Here is an 18,092-nt window from a genome sequence, read left to right on the forward strand (position 1 = left end):
CCGCAGGCGACGCTCGGCATCTCCTACCATGGCCAGGCCGGATCGAAGACCAGCGACCACGGCGTGCGGGCCGATCTCAACGTCAAGTTCTGACGGCAGGACATCATCGCCCGCCCCGGCTCGCCGGGGCGGGCGATGCGAGCGAACGGTTGGGATAACTCCGGAGCGCCTCAGGCTTCGATCACCAACAGGAAACGAAGTTGCCTGAATTTGACGCATCGGATATTCGAATTGCGGGCACCCCGCCCGCAAATCCAATTGGGAGAGGTTCACGGTGACACGCAGCACACTTATCAAGTTCGGCAAGGTGGAGAACGCCGATTCCAGTGACCTGCCGGGCTGGGTGGTGGTCGAAGGAAAGCCGACGATGAAGACCGCCGTCCAGCACACCACCCAGGATGGCAAGGTTCTGTCGGGCACATGGCAAGCGACCCCAGGCACCTATCATGCAACCTACACCGATTATGAATTCGTCCACATGATCGCCGGCCGCATCATCATCACTCCGGACGGCGGCGATCCGGTCGAAGTCGGTCCGGGCGATGCGTTTGTCGTGGAAGCCGACTTCAAGGGGACCTGGAAGATCATCGAGCCGGTGACGAAGCACTTCGTGGTCACCGTCGGATCGTAGTGACGCAAGCCGTCCCGACCCGGACGAGCCGACAGGTTCAATCGTGTGTCATGGCCTGGACCTGATCGTAGGAAACCAGGCTGCCGCCTGCGCCGAAGCTTCCGCGCTGCAACGGATGGAAGGTGCACCAGACAGTGCGGCCGTCACTGCCCTCGGCGCGGAATGCCTCTGTGATCTGGTCCACAAGTTCGACCCGACGCTGGTGGGTCAGGGCTTCCGCGAAGGCCCGCACCTGGACGTCGAAACGTGGGTGGTCGGAAGGTTTTCCCCCGACAAAAACACGGTCCGCCGCGTGCCAGGCAATGACGGCGATGCCGCGTGATCGCGCATTGTCCGGAAGACCCTCGGCGGCAATGGCAGCAGCGGTGATCCTTTCGGAGATGCGTTCCTGCTGCTCTTCGGTAACCGAGCCGGACGGGTGAACGATATCGACGAGCGGCAACGGCTCCTCCTGGAGAGCTGGAGCGAACGGAAACGCTCCAGCGATCCATGCCCCGCGAAGATTACCGCATTCTGTCGTCCCGGCGGCGAGATGAAGGTCTTGCCGGGCCATCCGTCCTGAAACGCAAATTTCAGAAAAATATCAGAATCCGGGCCTTGCCTCGTCGAGACATTAGCCTGAAGAAATATATGGGCCGCTGGTGTAGTAGCTTTTGGCGGTCCGATGTCACATTCCGGCTCCAACGGCCGCCCGCTCAGCCTCGGCTGGGCGGGCTTTTTAGAGCATTTTGTAGCCAAGTGGAATCACTTGGCGTTACAAAAATGCGACGAAAACAAAAACTTAGAGCGTTTCCGCGTTTCCGTGAAAAACGGAAACACTCTGGTGGATGCGGCGCGCGCCTCCTACCCCTGGCTTGCCTCGAACAGCGGACGGTGTTTCGTCAGCGCCTGGCCGGCGAATTCGGTGAAGGCGCTGACGCGGGCGGTGCGGCGCAGGTCCTCATGGGTGAGGATCCACAGCGCCGTTGCCATCTCGGCAACGGGAGAGCCGATGCGCACAAGGCCGGGCGTCCTTTCGCCGAGATAACATGGCAGGCCGACAAGGCCGAGGCCGGCAGCTGCTGCCTCGCGAGCCGCGACCAGCGAGTCGCAACGCAGCACCGAAGCCGCCCCAGGCAGCGTGGCGCGCATCCATCGGGCGACGCTCGAGCCAGCCAGCGCATCGCTGAGGCCGATCCAGCGTTCATCGGTTACCGCCAGATCGTCCCTGGGTTCGAGACCACGTTCCCGGAGGTAGGCGGGCGCGGCGTAGATGGCAAAGGCTATGCCCGAGATACGGCGGCCGACCAGGGTCTCCGGCGGGTCCATGGCCGGGCGCACGGCGACATCGGCGTCACGATGGGTAAGGTTGGCGAAGGCATTGGCCGTGGCCACTTCAAGCAGCACGCCGGGGTGGCGCTGGCGAAAAGCCGCCAGGATCGATGGCAGCACCGACGCCATCAGCGTGTCGGTGGTGGTGATACGCAGGCTGCCTTCGAGGCGCAGGTCCTGTCCGGTCAGGCGGCGCTCGAGCTCGGTGACGGTTTCCGCCATCTGCCTTGACACGGCCAGCAGTTCCTCGCCGCCAGCCGTCAGCGTGTAGCCGGTCGGCAGACGGTCGAACAGGCGCACGCCGAGCTTCTGCTCGAAGGCGCCGACCCGCCGCAGCACGGTGGTGTGGTTGACGCCGAGCGAACGGGCCGCGGCGGCGAGCGAACTCGTCTCCGCCACCGCCAGCACGAAGCGCAGATCTTCCCAGTCGATGCGGTAATTGCTGTGCATGATTGCACGAGCCTAACGCAGGATCGCGCATCAGGCGAGCACCGTTGCAGTGCCCTTGCCCGTGATTTCAAAGCCGGTCGCCAGCCCACACTCCAAATCCAGGTCTTTTCCTGGACGAACCGCGCCGTCATCGATCTATGTGCATTTTTGCAGATCGTGACGGCAAACTGACAGATCGTACTGCAAAGCAGCACAGTCTACCTACAATCCAACGATCGGGACGGGCCGGTCGAAGGAGACTAAGAGATGACCCCCATCCAGCTCTACACCTACCAGACGCCGAACGGCCACAAGGCCTCGATCATGCTCGAGGAAACCGGATTGCCCTACGAGGTCCAGATCGTTGACATCGAGGCTGGCGAGCAGAGAACACCGGAGTTCCTGGCACTCAATCCCAACAACAAGATCCCGGTCATCGTCGACCCGGACAGGGGCCGCACCGTCTTCGAATCCGGCGCGATCCTGCATTATCTGGCCGACCGTTCCGGCGTGCTGGTGCCAGGCTCCGATGCCGAACGCACCGAGGTACAGAGCTGGACCCTGTTCCAGGCCGCGCATGTCGGGCCGACACTCGGCCAGCTCTGGAACTACAAGATCTTCGCACCGGAGAAGATCCCCTATGTCATCGGCCGCTTCGAGGCCGAGGCAAACCGCGTCTTCCGCGTCCTGGAAAGCCAGCTGTCGCGCCACGCCCACATCGTCGGCGACGCCTATGGCATCGCCGATGTGATGACCTGGCCCTGGATCCATGCCGGCCTGACCAAGCTCGGGCTCTCGCTCGACGCCACGCCCAGCCTCGCCCGCTGGTACATGGCAATCGGCGCCCGGCCCGCTGTGCTGCGCGGCCTTGTCGTGCCCCGGCTGCCCAGCCACGCCTGACCCCCAACATCATTCGCATTTTCTGCAAGAAGGAGGCTCCCATGGAGACCCTGTTCGTACCTTTGTCCCTGTTCGCCGGCGGCCTACTCGCCGTCCAGGCCGGCGCCAATGCGCAACTCTCGAAAGCCATCGGCTCGCCTTTCGCAGCGACCACGCTGCAGCTGACCGTCGGCACCGCACTGCTGTTTCTGATTGCCCTGTTCACTGGCACCCTGGCCGCGCTTGGCGCCTTGCCCCGGGCCGAATGGTGGCATCTGGTCGGGGGAACCGCCTCGGCGATCTATGTCGTCTCGACCATCCTGCTGTTTCCCCGCCTCGGCGCCGTCGTCTCGGTCGGGCTGTTCATCGCCGGCCAGATGCTCGCCTCGCTCGCCCTCGACAGCTTCGGCCTGCTCGGCGTGACGCGGACCGGCCTGCACGCCGGAGCCGCCATCGGTACAGTTGTCGTGCTCGCCGGCGTCGCCATGATCGTCTTCGGCCAGGGCGGCAAGGACAATCTGAAAGCCGACAAGCTGGGCTGGATCGCACTGGCGCTGATCGCCGGTGCAGTGCTTCCGGTCCAGGGTGCGGTCAACGCACTGCTGCGGCATGATCTCGGCGGCGCGCCTTTCGCGGTCGGCGCCATCTCGTTCTTCGTCGCCACGCTGGCGATGGCGGCGGTGATGCTGGTGGTGCTGGCTCTGCGCAAGACGCCGAGCCCCAACATCGCCGGCGTGCAGACCATGCCCTGGTGGGGCTGGCTCGGCGGCGTTGCCGGGGCAACCTACGTCACCACCGTGTTCACCGCCATCCCGGTGATCGGCGCGGCCGCCGCAGTCGGCTTCACCGTCGCCGGACAGCAGGTCGCCAGCGTATTCGTCGACCGTTATGGCTGGTTCCGCCTGCCGCAGCGTCCGGTGTCGGGCCTGCGCCTGGCAGGTGTAATCCTGCTCCTCACCGGCGTCGCCGTCATCAAGCTGGCCTGAACCCGATCGGTGATCCGGCTAACCGGCCAGATACAGGCGGATCATCCTGACCAGTTCGTCGCGGATCTGCGTTTCACGCAGCGTGCCGCGACGCGCTGCGTTGTGGATGACGCCGTCGATGGCATCCGACAGCACAAGGCCGACGACGGCTGGATCCCTGTCCTGCGGCCGATAGACCGCCGCTGCCTCCGTGTAGAACGCGAGGTATTGCCGTTCGATCTGGCTGTTCTGGTCGCGATAGGCTTCGAGCCCAGGCGCTTCGTCCAGCAGCACCCGGTGCAGGCCGGGATGGACGCTGTGTGCCTCGACGATGTTGGCCACCAGCGTCCCGGCGAAATCGGCGAGAGGCTGGCGCCGCGCCAGCGCGGTTCTTACTGCGGCGAGGCTGTCATCCAGATGATGGCGGCGGATCGCCCCCACCAGCGAGATCTTGTCGGGGAAATACTGGTAGAGCGAACCGACGCTGACGCCCGCCGCCTCCGCGACCTTGTTGGTGGTGAAACCGGCCCATCCCTGCTCGCTGAGAATGCGAGCCCCGGCCTCGACGATCGCATCGACCGTCGCTCGCGACCGCGCCTGTCGCGGTTCCTTGCGCATCGGTGGCTGCCGCTTTGCAATGCGAGTAGACAATTTCGCGCCCTCGCCAAAATATAGAGACATTACTCACATTTTCGCGGCAGGGACAGGTTTCGGCAATGCAGGAAATGCTTAGCACCCTTTATGGCTACCAGGCCTGGGCAAACAATGAGCTGTTCGACAGGCTGGCGCTGATTGACCCGCAGGCACACGCGGCGGAACTGCATACCGCATTGCGGCTGGTCAGCCACCATCACGTGGTTGCCGAGATCTTCGCCGCGCATCTCAGCGGCACCAAACACCACCACACGTCGGACAACACGGTGGAGACGCCGGCGCTGGATGCGCTGCGTGCAGCGATGGCAGCGACGGACGGATGGTACCAGCAATATGTCCTCGACGTCCCGGACGACCGGCTCGACGAGGCGATCGCCTTCACCTTCACCGATGGCGACAAGGGCACCATGACACGGCATGAAATGCTGCAACACGTCGCCCTGCATTCGGCGATCCATCGCGGCGAGGTCAGCCGTATCCTGGTACAGCTTTCGATCACGCCACCCTGGGACACGCTGGCGGTCTACCTGCATCGGACGCAGCCGGCGCGCCGCGAGCAGGAGTTGCGACCGACCGGGTGAAGCCCGCTTCCCATATGTAGCCCCGGCAGCGGTCAAGCCGGCATACCTTCCAGCCAGCCGGTTCTTGCCAGAACGATCCTGGCCAGTTCAACCGGCGTCCTGCCGTCCGTTGCCACCACGATCAGGCCCTCGGCATTTTCGTCGGCCATGCGCCGTGCCTGCCGCAACGAGCGTTCGGCCTGCGCGTCCGCACCAGGGCCGATCTCGCGCTGCGCCAGCCGGGCGAGCAGCGCCGGCTCGCCCGCGGTGAGGCGCACGACGGTGATCCGGGCATCGGGTATGGCGGCCAGGATCCAGCGCCTGTCGAAGGCAAGGTGCTGCATCACGCCCGACATGATCAGGCGCGTGTGCCCCAGCGCCCGGTAGGTCGACCAGATCGCCGCCAGGTTGATGCTGCTGACGTCGATGGTGCCCGGCCACAGTCGAGCGAGTTCCTCGGTCGTCGGCTTCGGGAACACCCTGTCGAGTTCGTCGGTTTCGACAACCGCATGCGTGATCTGCGCGGCGGCAAGCTCGGCGCTCAGCTCCCAGCAGAGCGTGGATTTGCCGACACCCGCCGGCCCGGTAACCAGCAAAAGCTGCATTCTGCCTCTTTCAATTCCGCGCCGGCCGACCCGCCGACATTGACAATCCTCCAAACCATACCCATAGCTTCAGCCATGAGACAGATGTTTGCCTCCGTCACGACCACGACGACCATCGCTTTGCGGTGGCCGGTCGTCTGATGCGCTGAACAAACAGCTTCTCGACCCCCAGCCCCGCCGGATCGTGCGGGGTTTTTTGTTCCTTTCGCTGTCCGGCATTTTTTCAAGGACAGAACCATGGAACAAGACGATCACCGTATCCTGGCCAACCGGCTCGACCTCTTCCATTTCGAAGAGGACGCCCCCGGCATGGTCTATTGGCACCCGGCGGGCTGGCATCTGTTTCGCCAGCTCGAGGACTATGTCCGAAGTCGCATGCGCCAATCCGGTTATGAGGAGGTGCATTCGCCGCAGCTGCTGCCGCGCAGCCTGTGGGAGCGCTCCGGACATTGGGAGAAGTTCCGCGACAACATGTTCGTGATGCCGCGCGAGGGCGGTCGCGACATGGCGCTGAAGCCGATGAGCTGCCCGTGTCATATCCAGATCTTCAACGCCTCGCTGCGTTCCTGGCGCGACCTGCCGATGCGGCTTTGCGAATTCGGAGCATGCCACCGCGACGAGCCCTCCGGTTCGATGCATGGCCTGATGCGGACACGCGGCTTCGTCCAGGACGATGCGCATGTGCTTTGCCAGTCGGAGCAGGTCGAGGCGGAAGTCGCCCGCTTCGTCGTGCTGCTTTCGTCGATCTATGCCGACCTCGGCTTCGATGACTACGAGGTCGCGCTCTCGTTGCGCCCCGAAAAGCGGGCAGGATCGGAGGCGGACTGGGATGTGGCGGAAGCGCAATTGCTGGCCGCGGCACGGGCTGCCGGTCTCGAGCCCGTCCTGCAGCCCGGTGAAGGCGCGTTCTACGGGCCGAAACTGGAGTTCGCGCTGCGCGACCGGCAGGGGCGCTCGTGGCAGTGCGGCACCATCCAGCTCGACTTCGTGCTGCCGGCGCGGCTCGACGCGTCCTATATCGACGCCGGCGGCAACCGCGCGGTACCGGTGATGCTGCATCATGCCGTGTTCGGCTCGATGGGCCGCATGATCGGCATCCTGCTCGAACATCACCAGGGCAAGCTGCCGTTCTGGCTGGCACCGGTCCAGGTCGCCATCCTGCCCGTGGCCGAAGATCAGCACGGCGCCGCGCGGGACTTCCAGCAGCGTCTCGTCGCGGCCGGGCTGCGGCCGCGGCTTTTCGATCAGGCGGAGACACTGTCGCGGCGCATCGTCAGCAGTCACGAGTTGCTTATCCCGGTCGTCGCGGTTCTCGGCAAGCGAGAGGCGCAGGAAGGGTCCGTCACCCTCAAATCGAGGCAGGGACAATGGACGATTGCTCTGGACGAGGCTGTTGCGCGGCTGCTTGCGGCATCCAGCCAGAAAGCGGAAACGCTGCAGAGCAATTCCAGGAAAAGTGCGTAGCGGTTTTCCGTTCGGAATTGCACAAAAACAAAGAGTTAGAGCGTTTCCGTGAAAAACGGAAACGCTCAAGTGACGCGCCGTCTCTCACTGCAGCGCGTCGAGTGCCTGGCGCTGCCGGTGCATTTCGAGGAACACGCGATAGTCGCGGTCGAACCGGCCGAGTGCGGCCGGATTCGGCCGCCGCTCGCGGCCCGGCTGCCGCATGGCGGCGCAGGCCTCGGCCAGGCTGGGATGAAGTCCGGCCGCCGCCGCCGCCGCCATCGCCGTACCGAGCAGCACGGCATCGCCGCTGTCTGATTCCAGCACCGTGCAGCCGGTGACATCGGCGTAGAGTTCCATCAGCAGCGGGTTGCGGGTGTGGCCGCCGGTGACATGCAGCGTGTCGATGACATAGCCGTTGGCGTTGAGGGCTTCCAGCACATGGCGCACGCCGAGCGCGATGGCGACGGCGGTGCGCCAGTAGAGCCGTGCCAGGCTGTCGAAGGAGGAGTCCAGCGTCAGCCCGCTGATGACACCCAGCGCGTGCGGGTCGGCCAGCGGCGTGCGGTTGCCGTGGAAATCCGGCAGCACATGCAGCCGCGCGGCAAGATCCAGCCCTTCTTCGGCGCGCAGCGTGATGACGCGTTCGACGATGCGGCGGTGGGTGGCGGCATCGGGCTCGCGGCCATGCCAGCGGATGATGTGGTCAAGCAGCGCGCCAGTGGCCGACTGCCCACCTTCGCTCAGCCAGAGACCCGGCAAGGGGGCGCCGAAATAGGGACCCCACATGCCGGCGAAGGCACGCGGCTCTGCCGACATCGCCATGACGCAGCTCGACGTGCCGGCGATCAGCGCCAGATGCCGGTCGACATCACTCAGGCCACCGATGACGCCGAGCGCACCGGCGAAGGCATCGATGAGGCCGGCGCCGACACGGCAGGCCGTGGTAAGGCCGAGCGCGGCGGCAGCCTCTTCAGTCAACGGACCGAGATCGCTGCCGACCGGGCTGGGTCGATCCGGCAGCGAGCCGTGCTCGAAGATGTCGGCCAGGCCCACGGCCTCGAAGAAATCCGGCCGCCAGCCGGTCTGCTCATGGGCAAGGAAGGTCCATTTGGCGGTGAGCGTGCATTGCGAGCGGGCAAACGAACCGCAGGCCCTGTAGGTGAGGAAATCGGCAAGGTCGAAAAGCTGGCCGGTACGCGCCCAGGCGTCCGGCAGATGCCGCTTCACCCACATCAGCTTCGGCGTCGCCATCTCCGGCGACATCACCCCGCCGACATGACCGAGCACGCGGTGGCCGGTGGCCGTGCATTCGTCGGCCTCGGCCAAAGCGCGATGATCCATCCAGACGATGGTGTCCCAGCGCTCGCCGCCCGCCTTTGAAACGCCGACCTGCTCGCCGTTTTTGCCACGAAATACGTTGGAGCAGGTGGCGTCGAAGGAAATGCCGGTGACGTCTTCCGCCGCCACGCCGGCAGCCTCGCGAGCAGTGCGCATCGCCTCGCAGGCGGCAGCCCAGATGTTCTCCGAATCCTGCTCGTAGTGGCCGGCATTGGCCTGGTTCATGGCGATCGGCCGCTCGGCGCGGGCAAGCAGCCGGCCGTTGCGGTCGAACAGGCCGGCGCGCGCGCTGCCGGTACCGACATCGATGGCGGCTAGCACCGGTGCCATCAGTATGGCTTGACCTGTGAAGCGGCCGTCGGGGCCGATGTTCCGGACGACCCGCAGGCCCGTTCCGGCTGTGGCAAGAGGATCGAAAGGGAAGCATCAGGGCGCGGCATGGGGCGCACTCTATATGGGCATTTTGCCCGGCGCTACCGCCTGCATGACGTCGATGGCTGGGGCAGAGCGGAATGCGATTCCGGTGAATTGCTGTTCCGCTCCATGTCTTTGTTTTGTCGCATGATCCCTATCCGAAAACTCTGCAGCTTTTCGGGATCATGTTCAGAGTTTCCCCGCCAGATAACGTGTCAGCGTCTCGCGCGCGCCGACATCCCAGACCGTGTTCAAGGCGTGGGAGAAGGCGACGGCGAAGGCCGGCGAGCGACCGACTTCGCCATAGATGTCCTCCATGGAAAGCCAGGCCGACGGGTCGGTCCTGGCAGCCCGCGCGGTTGCCTGCATGCGGTCCCAGTTGGGATCGTTGGGTTCGATCACCGCGCCGGAATCGGTGGTGCCGAAGCAGTAGCGGCACCAGAAGGCGGATTCGAGCGCCAGGCCCGCGACGCCGGCACCGGCCTTCAATCGATCCGCGATGGTGGGGATGATGAATTTCGGCTGCCGGTTGGAGCCATCGAGGCAAAGCCGGCGCACGGTGTCGCCGATCTTGGGGTTGGCGAAGCGCCGCTCGATCAGCTGGTAGTAGTCCTCGAGGTCGGTATCCGGCACCGGCGGTACGGTCGGGATGATCTCCTCATGTTCGAGCCTGGCGAGGAAGCCGCGCACCAGCGGCTCCTGCATCGCCTCGTGCACGAAATGGATGTCCATCAGCCCGGCGGGATAGGCGATGGTGGCATGACCGCCATTGAGGATGCGGATCTTCATCAGCTCATAGGGCGAAACATCCGGCACGAACTGCACGCCGACCTTTTCGAGCGCTGGGCGGCCTGCCGGGAATTTGTCCTCCAGCACCCATTGCCGGAACGGCTCGCAGAACACCGGCCAGTTGTCGTCGACGCCGAAATCGGTCGCCAGTATGCCATGCTCGCGCTTGGTGGTGGCTGGCGTGATGCGGTCGACCATGCCATTCGGAAAGGCGACATTGCCGGCAACCCATTCGGCGAGGTCGCGATCGAACAGGCGGGCGAGGCCGATGACGCCGTCGGAGGTGACACGGCCATTGTGAGGGATGTTGTCGCAGGACATCACCGTGAAGGGCTGGACGCGTGCGGCACGCCGGCGCACCAGCCCGGCGAGGATCAGGCCGAACACCGTCTTCGGATGGTCCGGATCGTTGGCGTCGGCGACGATGTCGGGGTGTTCCGGATTGAAATAACCCGAGGCGGGGTCGATGAAATAACCGCCTTCGGTGATGGTCAGCGAAACGATGCGGATGGCCGGATCGGCCAGCCTGTCGATGATCGCCGCCGTCTCGCCCGGCACCAGGAAATCGATCATCGCACCGGTTACCCGGGCGGCCATATGGCCGTCGTCCTGCTCGACCACGGTCGTCAGCCAATCCTGCTCGGCCAGCCTGGCGCGACCGGCCTTCTCGCCCTCGAACACGCCGGCGCCGACAAGTGCCCAATCGTGCCCCTCACCCGTGTTGAACAGGTCGTCGAGATAAACGGCCTGATGGGCGCGGTGGAAGTTGCCGACACCGAAATGCAGGATGCCGGCCTTGAGGTTTTCGCGCTTGTAGCCGGGAGCGGCCACCTTCGCGGGCAGCTTGTCCAGATTGGCGAGCGAGAGTTTGGTCGTCATGTCAAAACGCCTTTCGTAGGGCATCTCCGCTTCTCCCCTTGTGGGAGAAGGCAAAATCAACTCATCCACTGGCCGCCGTCGACGTTGTAGGTCTGGGCGACGATGTACTCGGCCTCGCTGCTGGCCAGGAAAACCGCCATGCCGGTCAGGTCCTCGGCGCGGCCCATACGGCCGTACGGCACGCCCTCGCCGACCAGCTTCTTCTTCTCGCCGAGCGGCCGGTTCTCGTATCTGGCGAACAGGGAATCGACATGGTCCCAGTGCTCGCCGTCGACCACGCCCGGCGCGATCGCATTGACGTTGATGCGATGCTTGATCAGATCGAGTCCGGCCGACTGGGTCAGCGAAATGACGGCCGCCTTGGTGGCGCAATAGACCGCGACCAGCGCCTCGCCGCGGCGGCCGGCCTGGCTTGCCATGTTGATGATCCTGCCGCCCTTGCCGCGCGCTATCATCGACTTTGCCGACGCCTGCAGCATGAACAGCGTGCCGGCGACATTGACGGCGAACAGCCGGTCGTAGCTGGCGCGGCTGATCTCGACGATGGGCGCTGCATCGAACAGAGCGGCGTTGTTGATGAGGATGTCGAGCCCGCCCGCCCTCTTCTCGACCGCGCTTATCGCGGCATCGATCGAGGCCTGGTCGGTGACGTCGAGGCGCACGGCATAGGCCGCCGGCCCGATCTCGGCCGCTGTCCTGTCGGCGGCCTCCAGGTTGATGTCGGCGATCGCAACGGTCGCGCCTTCGCGCACATAGGCTTCGGCGAAGGCACGGCCGATGCCGCGCGCCGAGCCGGTGACGATGGCGGATTTGCCTTCAAGACGCTTCATCGGGTTGCACCCTTGCGGAAAGCCACGGTCGTCATAGGTCCTCGTCCTCGTCGGGATCAGGATGACGTCCTGATCCGGCTCCTTGTTGCAGCATGATCTTTTGCGAAAACCGGTTCCCGCTTTTCGGATTCATGCCTGTGGTTCGCCGATCTCGACCGCATGGCGATCGGGATCGTAGAACCGGAACACGCGCTGGCCCCACGCCTGCTCGATGATCGGATGGATGAGGTCGACCTTGCCGTTCAGCCGCGCAAAGCAGGCGTCGATGTCCTCATCCTCGAAATAGAGCAGCAGGTTCGGCTGCCCCGGCGGTTCGGGTCTTGGGGGAGCCGCCACTCCCCATACGGTTTCGATCAATGCCGACGCGTCGTGGATGGCGAAATGCCCGTTGAAGATGACGATCGTGCCGTGGTCGGTCTTGACCGTCAGCCCAAGCAGATCGCGATAAAAAGCCGTCGCGACGCCAATGTCCCTGACGAAGATGATTGGATTGACGAAGCGCACGGCCGTCTCACAGCGCCTTTCCGTCGGTGTCGAAGCGATGCAGCTTGGCCGGGTCCGGCGTCAGGTAGACGATGTCGCCATGGCGAACACCGATCTCGCCGTCGGCACGCACATTGATGGTGCCGACATCGTCGGTGTGGACATGCAGGAAGGTGTCGGAGCCGAGATGTTCGGCGACGCCGACCTTGCCACGCCATTCGCCACTGTTGGAGGCGATCTTGAGATGTTCGGGCCTGATGCCGACGGTTGCGGCATTGTGCCTGGCTGCCGCCGCGCCGGTGACAAGGTTCATTTTCGGCGAGCCGATGAAGCCGGCGACGAACAGGTTCTTCGGGCTGCGATAGAGATCCAGCGGCGAGCCGACCTGCTCGATGTTGCCGGCGTTCAGCACCACGATCTTGTCGGCCATGGTCATGGCCTCGACCTGGTCGTGGGTCACATAGATCATGGTCGTCTTGAGCTGGTTGTGCAGTTCCGAGATCTCGAGGCGCATCGTGCCGCGCAGCGCAGCGTCGAGGTTCGACAACGGCTCGTCGAACAGGAAGGCCGAGGGCTGGCGCACGATGGCGCGGCCGATGGCGACGCGCTGGCGCTGGCCGCCGGAAAGCTGGCCGGGACGGCGTTCGAGATAGTTGGTCAGGTTGAGTACGCGGGCGGCATCGCCGACCTTCTTGTCGATGACCTCCTGGCTTTCGCCGGCCATCTTGAGCGGAAAGGCGATGTTCTTCGCCACCGTCATATGCGGGTAGAGCGCATAGGACTGGAACACCATGGCCAGCTTGCGCTTGGCCGGCGCCTCGTTGGTGACGTCGCGGCCATCGATGGAGATGGTGCCGCCGCTGGTGTCTTCCAGCCCGGCGATGAGGCGAAGCAGCGTGGACTTGCCGCAGCCGGAGGGGCCGACGAACACGACGAACTCGCCATCCTCGATGTCGAGGTCGATGTTGGGAATGATCGACGTCGCCCCGAAGGACTTGGAGACATTCCTGAGAGCGATCTTACCCATTTTGTCCTCCTTGAGCTTCCCGGCGCATCACTTCACGGCGCCGAAGGTCAGGCCGCGCACCAGCTGCTTCTGGCTGAACCAGCCCATGATCAGGATCGGTGCGATGGCCAGCGTCGATGCCGCCGAGAGCTTCGCCCAGAACAGCCCCTGCGGGCTGGAGAAGGACGAGATGAAGGCGGTCAGCGGAGCCGCGTTGGTGGTGGTGAGGCGGATGGTCCAGAACGCCTCGTTCCAGGCCAGGATGATGTTGAGCAGCATGGTGGAGGCAATGCCCGGCACCGCCATCGGCGTCAGCACGTAGAGAATCTCGCCCCACAGCGTGGCGCCGTCCATGCGCGCCGCCTCCAGGATTTCGCCCGGGATCTCGCGGAAATAGGTGTAGAGCATCCAGATGACGATCGGCAGGTTGATCAGCATCAGCATCACCGTCATGCCGATGCGGCTGTCGAGCAAGCCGAGATTGCGGAAGATCAGGTAGATCGGAAACAGCACCGCCACGGCCGGCATCATCTTGGTGGACAGCATCCACATCAGGACGTCCTTGGTGCGCTTGGTGGGCGAGAAGGCCATCGACCAGGCGGCCGGGATCGCGACCACCAGGGCCAGCACCGTCGAGCCCAGCGCCAGGATCACCGAGTTCATGAACGGCTTGAAGTAGTTGTACTGCGACTGGACTTCCGCGTAGCTCTCCAGCGTGCCCGACGGGATCAGGCTGAAGCCCTGGATCGCCTCCTGTTCCGACTTGAAGGAGGTGATGATGGTGTAGAGGATCGGGAAGAAGATCACGAGCGCTACGGCCCAGGCCGCAATCGTTGCGATCGTCTTGTGCCGGTTGGTGACGGCGCGTGCCATTGCAGCCTCCTACTTGTCCAGGTTCTTGCCGACGGCGCGCATGGCGAAGAAGGCAACGATGTTGGCAAGGATGACGGCGATGATGCCGCCGGCGGACGCCTGGCCGATTTTGTATTCGAGCAGGGCCTTCTGGTAGACGAGGAACGGCAGGTTGGTGGACGCGTAGCCCGGCCCGCCATTGGTGGTGACGAGGATCTCGGCATAGACCGAAAGCAGGAAGATCGTCTGGATCAGCACCACCACGGTGATGGCGCGCGAGAGATGCGGCAGCGTCAGGTACCAGAAGCGCGACAGAATGCCGGCGCCGTCCATTTCGGCCGCTTCCTTCTGCTCGCCGTCCAGCGACTGCAGCGAGGTGAGCAGGATCAGCGTGGCGAAAGGCAGCCATTGCCAGGCCACGATGACGATGATCGAGAACAGCGGATATTGCGCGAACCAGTCGATCGGCTGCGCCCCGAAGAACCGGGCGATGTCGGCGAACACGCCGTAGCCCGGATGCATGATCATGTTCTTCCACACCAGGGCTGCCACCGGCGGCATGACGAAGAAGGGCGAGATCACCAGGATGCGCACGAAACCCTGTCCCCACATCGGCTGGTCGAGCAGAAGCGCGAGCAGGATACCGCCGACGATGGTGATGGCGAGCACCGCGACCACCAGGATCAGCGTGTTGAGAATGGCCGTGATGAAGGCCGGGTTGTTGAAGAACAGCGCGTAGTTCGAGAAGCCGACGAAGCCGTCGCGGATCGGGTTCAGCGGGTTGTACTGCTGGAAGGAGAACCACAGCGTGATCGCCAGCGGTACCGCCATCCAGATCAGCAGCAGCAGCACCGAGGGTGCGGCCATGAAACGCGCGAGCGTACGGGTCTGTTTGGTTGCCATGGTCTCCTCCAACCGGTTCCCAAGCGCCGTAGACCGGCTATCGCCGCCGTCATGGCGGGCAGCCAGTCGATAGCCCGGCCGCGCAACGGCCGGGAGAGAGGGAACAGATTACCGCATCTTTTCCAAAAATGACCGCCCGGACCGGGAAGACCCGGGCGGCCAAGGCACCAGGATGTCCTTGGCATCGAAAGATACCTCGAACATCGGGAGGAGCCCTTGGGCGTCAGTGGATGCCCTTGTCGCCGGGCACCCGAAGACTGCCCGTTACTGGATGTAACCGCCTTCGGTCATCGCTGCCTTGGCGGCGTCCTGTGCCTGTTTCAGCGCATCGTCCACCGACATCTGGCCGGCGAGTGCCGCCGAGAAGAGCTGGCCAACCGTGGTGCCGAGACCCTGGAATTCCGGAATCGCCACGAACTGCACGCCGACATAAGGCACCGGCTTGACGGTCGGCTTGGTCGGATCGGCGGAATTGATGGAGTCCAGTGTCATCTTGGCGAAGGGCGCCGCCTTCTCATATTCCGCATTGGCGTAAAGCGAGCTGCGGGTGCCGGGCGGCACGTTGGCCCAGCCTTCCTTCGAAGCCACGAGGTCGAGGTAACCCTTGCCCGTCGCCCAGGCGACGAACTTCTCGGCCGATGCCGCCTTCTGCGTGCCGGCCGGGATGCCGAGCGACCAGGCCCACAGCCAGTTGCCGCGCTTGCCGAGGCCATTGTCGGGTGCCAGCGCATAGCCGACCTTGTCGGCGACCTTCGAATTCTTGGGGTCCGACACGAAGGAGGCGGCCACGGTGGCGTCGATCCACATGCCGCACTTGCCCTGCTGGAACAGCGCCAGGTTCTCGTTGAAGCCGTTGGAGGACGCGCCGTCCGGGCCGTCGGCCTTCATCAGGTCGACATAGAACTGCAGCGTGTTCTTCCATTCCGGCTGGTCGAACTGCGGGTTCCACTTCTCGTCGAACCAGCGTGCGCCGAAGGAGTTCGACATGGCGGTCAGGAAGGCCATGTTCTCGCCCCAGCCGGCCTTGCCGCGCAGGCAGACGCCGTTCACGCCGTTGGCCTTGTCGGTCATCTTGTCGGCGGCTTCCTTGATGAAGGTCCAGGTCGGCGCGTCGGGCATCTTGAGGCCGGCCTTCTCCATCAGGTCCTTGCGGTACATGACGAAAGAGCTCTCGCCGTAGAAGGGCGCTGCATAGAGCTTGCCATCGACCGAAAGGCCGCCGGCGATGGCCGGGATGATGTCCTTCTGGTCGTAGTCGGCGCCGAGATTGTCGAGCGGCAGCAGCCAGTTCTGCTTCGCCCAGATCGGCACTTCATAGGTGCCGATGGTCATCACGTCATACTGGCCGCCCTTGGTGGCGATGTCGGTCGTGACGCGTTCACGCAGCACGTTCTCTTCCAGCGTGACCCAGTTGAGCTGGATGTCGGGGTTCTTCTTGGTGAAGTCCTCCGTCAGTTTCTGCATGCGGATCATGTCGCCATTGTTGACGGTGGCGATGGTGATCGTCTCGGCATGCGCGGCGAACGCAAAAGCGCTGGCCGAACACAGCCCCAGGACGAGGGTGCGCAGGTTCATCGATTTCCTCCCAAATAGCCAAAGTGAGCATTTGCCTTAGCTATGGGCAATTATTCACTCTTCGGGATTTATGTCAAGCCGGAATCCGGCACGTGTGCGAACCCTCCTTCTCCCGTTGCAGGAGAAGGAGGCCGAGCAGCGGTGGCAAAGCCGCCGTTGCAGGCGAGGTCGGATGAGGCATGTTGGACGGAGCGCGGCAGAAGCGAGCTTAATAAGGGGGCTGAAACGTCTCGTTTCTTCCGCCTCGGCGCTGCGCGCCGAGCCACCTTCTCCCACAAGGGGGAAGGGACCAGCGCCTAGGCCGCCGCGGCCAGCAGGCCTTCGGCCGTGCGCTCGTCGGTGATCAGGCCATTGACAAGGCGCCGCGTCACCGCGGCGAGGATGCCGGGCAGCTTGCGTTCGCCCATGGCGAGTGCCACGACCAGCGAACGCTCCCGCGACGGCAGCGGCGCCGAAGCGACGCGGTCATTGGTTATGCCGTCGATCAGGCGGCCGTCGCGATCGAAGGCCCAGCCAACGATCTCACCGACGGCGCCGGCTTTCTGCAGGGCCTTGAGGTCAGCCTCGCTGATGAAGCCGTCTTCCAGCAACGGCGCCTGCGGACCGAGGTCGCCAACGCCGACAAAGGTGATGTCGGCCTGCGCCGCGAGCGCCAGTGTCGGCTGGATAAGCTGCTGGCTGTGCAGCATTTTCCGCTCCTCCGGCGAAGAGGCGATCGCCGGCAGCGGCATCGGGAAGCTGCGCGCCTTGATGGTGTCGGCCATGGTGAAGATGACATTGTAGAAGGCAGCCGAACCGTCCGGCGAGATGTTGCCGGTGAGCGAAACCACCTTGTGCTGCGGGCACTCCATCGGCGGCAGCTGTTCGATCGCCGCCTTCAGCGTGCGGCCGGTGCCGATAGCCATGATCACCGGCTCGGGACGGCGCAGCCACTTCTCGATCTCCACCGCCGCGGCCTGGGCGACGCCGATGGTCGAGGAGGTGGAATCGGGATCGCTCGGCGTCACCTCGACAAGGTCCAGCGCGAAGCGGGATTTCAGCCTGGCGGCAAGGTCGAGGCAGTTGGCGATGGGATGGTCGACCCGGACCTTGATCAGCCCCTCGGACATTGCCAGCGACACCAGACGCTGCGCGGTCTGGCGCGAGATGCCGAGCTTCGTCGCGATCTGGTCCTGCGTGTTGCCGGCGACATAATAGAGCCAGCCGGCGCGCGCGGCATCGTCAAGCCTGGGATTGCTGGTTTCGGACCGGGCACTCATTGCAACCACTCACGGGGCAACCACTCACGGGTCGGCACTTCACAAGAAAACGTCTTGCCTACTGTCGCAGGGTTTTCAAAAATGCGCAATCGCTCACCAGAGATACAATTGTTCGGCAATGATTTCGAATTGACCGCGACTTTGACCGCCGCTCAAAAGGGGGGCGAGCCCTTGCCGGCTCCCCCGGAACATTTTTCTTTCCGCATATCCAGCCCTGCCGTAGCGGAACCCCGAGCTTTTGCCCTCCTCCCGGATGGTTCCTACATTATTTGTAGCTAAAACAA

The 18,092-nt window shown here is 64.2% G+C and carries 17 protein-coding genes and 1 pseudogene; 5 read left to right on the forward strand and 13 right to left on the reverse strand.

The genetic code is table 11. From position 1 onward, the window contains the following. Window positions 1-274 precede the first annotated feature (274 nt). Window positions 275-631: a cupin domain-containing protein gene (locus tag ACFWYE_RS22050; protein WP_379063007.1), complete on the forward strand. Its 357-nt coding sequence runs from the start codon at window positions 275-277 to the stop codon at window positions 629-631. A 37-nt stretch (window positions 632-668) separates the two neighbouring features. Here ACFWYE_RS22050 and ACFWYE_RS22055 read toward each other — a convergent pair whose 3' ends face one another. Together ACFWYE_RS22055 and ACFWYE_RS22060 are read right to left on the reverse strand one after the other, a co-directional pair. Continuing rightward, window positions 669-1,073 carry a tautomerase family protein gene (locus ACFWYE_RS22055; protein ID WP_379063009.1) on the reverse strand — a complete coding sequence of 135 codons (405 nt, stop codon included), beginning with the start codon at window positions 1,071-1,073 and terminating at the stop codon, window positions 669-671. 401 nt (window positions 1,074-1,474) lie between these two features. Further along, complete coding sequence (locus ACFWYE_RS22060) at window positions 1,475-2,392, reverse strand: LysR family transcriptional regulator (protein WP_379063010.1); 918 nt, start codon at window positions 2,390-2,392, stop codon at window positions 1,475-1,477. A gap of 246 nt (window positions 2,393-2,638) precedes the next feature. Between ACFWYE_RS22060 and ACFWYE_RS22065 the strand changes: the two genes are divergently transcribed. Then, window positions 2,639-3,271 (forward strand): glutathione S-transferase family protein, encoded by a 633-nt coding sequence (locus ACFWYE_RS22065; protein ID WP_379114280.1) that lies wholly within the window; start codon window positions 2,639-2,641, stop codon window positions 3,269-3,271. 41 nt (window positions 3,272-3,312) lie between these two features. Next, the gene (locus tag ACFWYE_RS22070) at window positions 3,313-4,236 is read left to right on the forward strand and encodes a DMT family transporter (protein ID WP_379114282.1); all 924 of its coding nucleotides are present in this window, start codon (window positions 3,313-3,315) and stop codon (window positions 4,234-4,236) included. 18 nt (window positions 4,237-4,254) lie between these two features. Here ACFWYE_RS22070 and ACFWYE_RS22075 read toward each other — a convergent pair whose 3' ends face one another. Beyond that, on the reverse strand, window positions 4,255-4,833 hold the full coding sequence (locus ACFWYE_RS22075) for a TetR/AcrR family transcriptional regulator (RefSeq protein ID WP_379114284.1): 579 nt from the start codon (window positions 4,831-4,833) through the stop codon (window positions 4,255-4,257). Between the two features lie 98 nt (window positions 4,834-4,931). Here ACFWYE_RS22075 and ACFWYE_RS22080 point away from each other — a divergent pair, with 98 nt between their 5' ends. Then, window positions 4,932-5,450, forward strand: a complete 519-nt coding sequence (locus tag ACFWYE_RS22080; RefSeq protein ID WP_379114285.1) for a DinB family protein — start codon at window positions 4,932-4,934, stop codon at window positions 5,448-5,450. 32 nt (window positions 5,451-5,482) lie between these two features. Here ACFWYE_RS22080 and ACFWYE_RS22085 read toward each other — a convergent pair whose 3' ends face one another. Beyond that, window positions 5,483-6,034, reverse strand: coding sequence for an AAA family ATPase (locus ACFWYE_RS22085; protein WP_379114286.1), 552 nt, complete (start codon window positions 6,032-6,034; stop codon window positions 5,483-5,485). Window positions 6,035-6,268: 234 nt separating this feature from the next. On the opposite strand from ACFWYE_RS22085, the pseudogene thrS reads away from it, so the two are divergent. Continuing rightward, a pseudogene (gene thrS, locus ACFWYE_RS22090) lies at window positions 6,269-7,498 on the forward strand (threonine--tRNA ligase); the annotation flags it as partial. A gap of 84 nt (window positions 7,499-7,582) precedes the next feature. On the opposite strand, the gene ACFWYE_RS22095 reads toward thrS, so the two are convergent. From ACFWYE_RS22095 to ACFWYE_RS22135, 9 genes are all read right to left on the reverse strand, one after another. Then, on the reverse strand, window positions 7,583-9,148 hold the full coding sequence (locus tag ACFWYE_RS22095) for an FGGY-family carbohydrate kinase (RefSeq protein WP_379114288.1): 1,566 nt from the start codon (window positions 9,146-9,148) through the stop codon (window positions 7,583-7,585). Between the two features lie 273 nt (window positions 9,149-9,421). Beyond that, window positions 9,422-10,900, reverse strand: a complete 1,479-nt coding sequence (locus ACFWYE_RS22100; RefSeq protein WP_379114290.1) for a mannitol dehydrogenase family protein — start codon at window positions 10,898-10,900, stop codon at window positions 9,422-9,424. A 56-nt stretch (window positions 10,901-10,956) separates the two neighbouring features. Then, entirely contained in the window at window positions 10,957-11,730 is a 774-nt protein-coding gene (locus tag ACFWYE_RS22105) for an L-iditol 2-dehydrogenase (protein ID WP_379114292.1), read from the reverse strand. A 129-nt stretch (window positions 11,731-11,859) separates the two neighbouring features. Next, complete coding sequence (locus ACFWYE_RS22110) at window positions 11,860-12,234, reverse strand: VOC family protein (RefSeq protein WP_379114294.1); 375 nt, start codon at window positions 12,232-12,234, stop codon at window positions 11,860-11,862. 7 nt (window positions 12,235-12,241) lie between these two features. Then, window positions 12,242-13,240 carry an ABC transporter ATP-binding protein gene (locus ACFWYE_RS22115; protein WP_379114296.1) on the reverse strand — a complete coding sequence of 333 codons (999 nt, stop codon included), beginning with the start codon at window positions 13,238-13,240 and terminating at the stop codon, window positions 12,242-12,244. Between the two features lie 27 nt (window positions 13,241-13,267). Further along, complete coding sequence (locus ACFWYE_RS22120) at window positions 13,268-14,092, reverse strand: carbohydrate ABC transporter permease (protein ID WP_144379135.1); 825 nt, start codon at window positions 14,090-14,092, stop codon at window positions 13,268-13,270. Window positions 14,093-14,101: 9 nt separating this feature from the next. Then, window positions 14,102-14,974 (reverse strand): carbohydrate ABC transporter permease, encoded by an 873-nt coding sequence (locus tag ACFWYE_RS22125; RefSeq protein WP_129411320.1) that lies wholly within the window; start codon window positions 14,972-14,974, stop codon window positions 14,102-14,104. A 264-nt stretch (window positions 14,975-15,238) separates the two neighbouring features. After that, the gene (locus ACFWYE_RS22130; protein ID WP_379114298.1) at window positions 15,239-16,549 is read right to left on the reverse strand and encodes an ABC transporter substrate-binding protein; all 1,311 of its coding nucleotides are present in this window, start codon (window positions 16,547-16,549) and stop codon (window positions 15,239-15,241) included. 296 nt (window positions 16,550-16,845) lie between these two features. Further along, window positions 16,846-17,808 carry a sugar-binding transcriptional regulator gene (locus ACFWYE_RS22135; protein ID WP_379114300.1) on the reverse strand — a complete coding sequence of 321 codons (963 nt, stop codon included), beginning with the start codon at window positions 17,806-17,808 and terminating at the stop codon, window positions 16,846-16,848. Between the last annotated feature and the right edge of the window lie 284 nt (window positions 17,809-18,092).

The organism is Mesorhizobium sp. NPDC059025, assembly GCF_042739655.1.
GTDB lineage: Bacteria > Pseudomonadota > Alphaproteobacteria > Rhizobiales > Rhizobiaceae > Mesorhizobium.

Excerpts from the sequence above, each read along its gene's own strand:
- ACFWYE_RS22060 (WP_379063010.1), bottom strand. The coding sequence starts at position 2,392 with ATGCACAGCAATTACCGCATCGACTGGGAAGATCTGCGCTTCGTGCTG.
- ACFWYE_RS22065 (WP_379114280.1), top strand. The coding sequence starts at position 2,639 with ATGACCCCCATCCAGCTCTACACCTACCAGACGCCGAACGGCCACAAG.
- ACFWYE_RS22070 (WP_379114282.1), top strand. The coding sequence starts at position 3,313 with ATGGAGACCCTGTTCGTACCTTTGTCCCTGTTCGCCGGCGGCCTACTC.
- ACFWYE_RS22075 (WP_379114284.1), bottom strand. The coding sequence starts at position 4,833 with ATGCGCAAGGAACCGCGACAGGCGCGGTCGCGAGCGACGGTCGATGCG.
- ACFWYE_RS22080 (WP_379114285.1), top strand. The coding sequence starts at position 4,932 with ATGCAGGAAATGCTTAGCACCCTTTATGGCTACCAGGCCTGGGCAAAC.
- ACFWYE_RS22085 (WP_379114286.1), bottom strand. The coding sequence starts at position 6,034 with ATGCAGCTTTTGCTGGTTACCGGGCCGGCGGGTGTCGGCAAATCCACG.
- ACFWYE_RS22095 (WP_379114288.1), bottom strand. The coding sequence starts at position 9,148 with ATGGCACCGGTGCTAGCCGCCATCGATGTCGGTACCGGCAGCGCGCGC.
- ACFWYE_RS22100 (WP_379114290.1), bottom strand. The coding sequence starts at position 10,900 with ATGACGACCAAACTCTCGCTCGCCAATCTGGACAAGCTGCCCGCGAAG.
- ACFWYE_RS22105 (WP_379114292.1), bottom strand. The coding sequence starts at position 11,730 with ATGAAGCGTCTTGAAGGCAAATCCGCCATCGTCACCGGCTCGGCGCGC.
- ACFWYE_RS22115 (WP_379114296.1), bottom strand. The coding sequence starts at position 13,240 with ATGGGTAAGATCGCTCTCAGGAATGTCTCCAAGTCCTTCGGGGCGACG.
- ACFWYE_RS22120 (WP_144379135.1), bottom strand. The coding sequence starts at position 14,092 with ATGGCACGCGCCGTCACCAACCGGCACAAGACGATCGCAACGATTGCG.
- ACFWYE_RS22125 (WP_129411320.1), bottom strand. The coding sequence starts at position 14,974 with ATGGCAACCAAACAGACCCGTACGCTCGCGCGTTTCATGGCCGCACCC.
- ACFWYE_RS22130 (WP_379114298.1), bottom strand. The coding sequence starts at position 16,549 with ATGAACCTGCGCACCCTCGTCCTGGGGCTGTGTTCGGCCAGCGCTTTT.
- ACFWYE_RS22135 (WP_379114300.1), bottom strand. The coding sequence starts at position 17,808 with ATGAGTGCCCGGTCCGAAACCAGCAATCCCAGGCTTGACGATGCCGCG.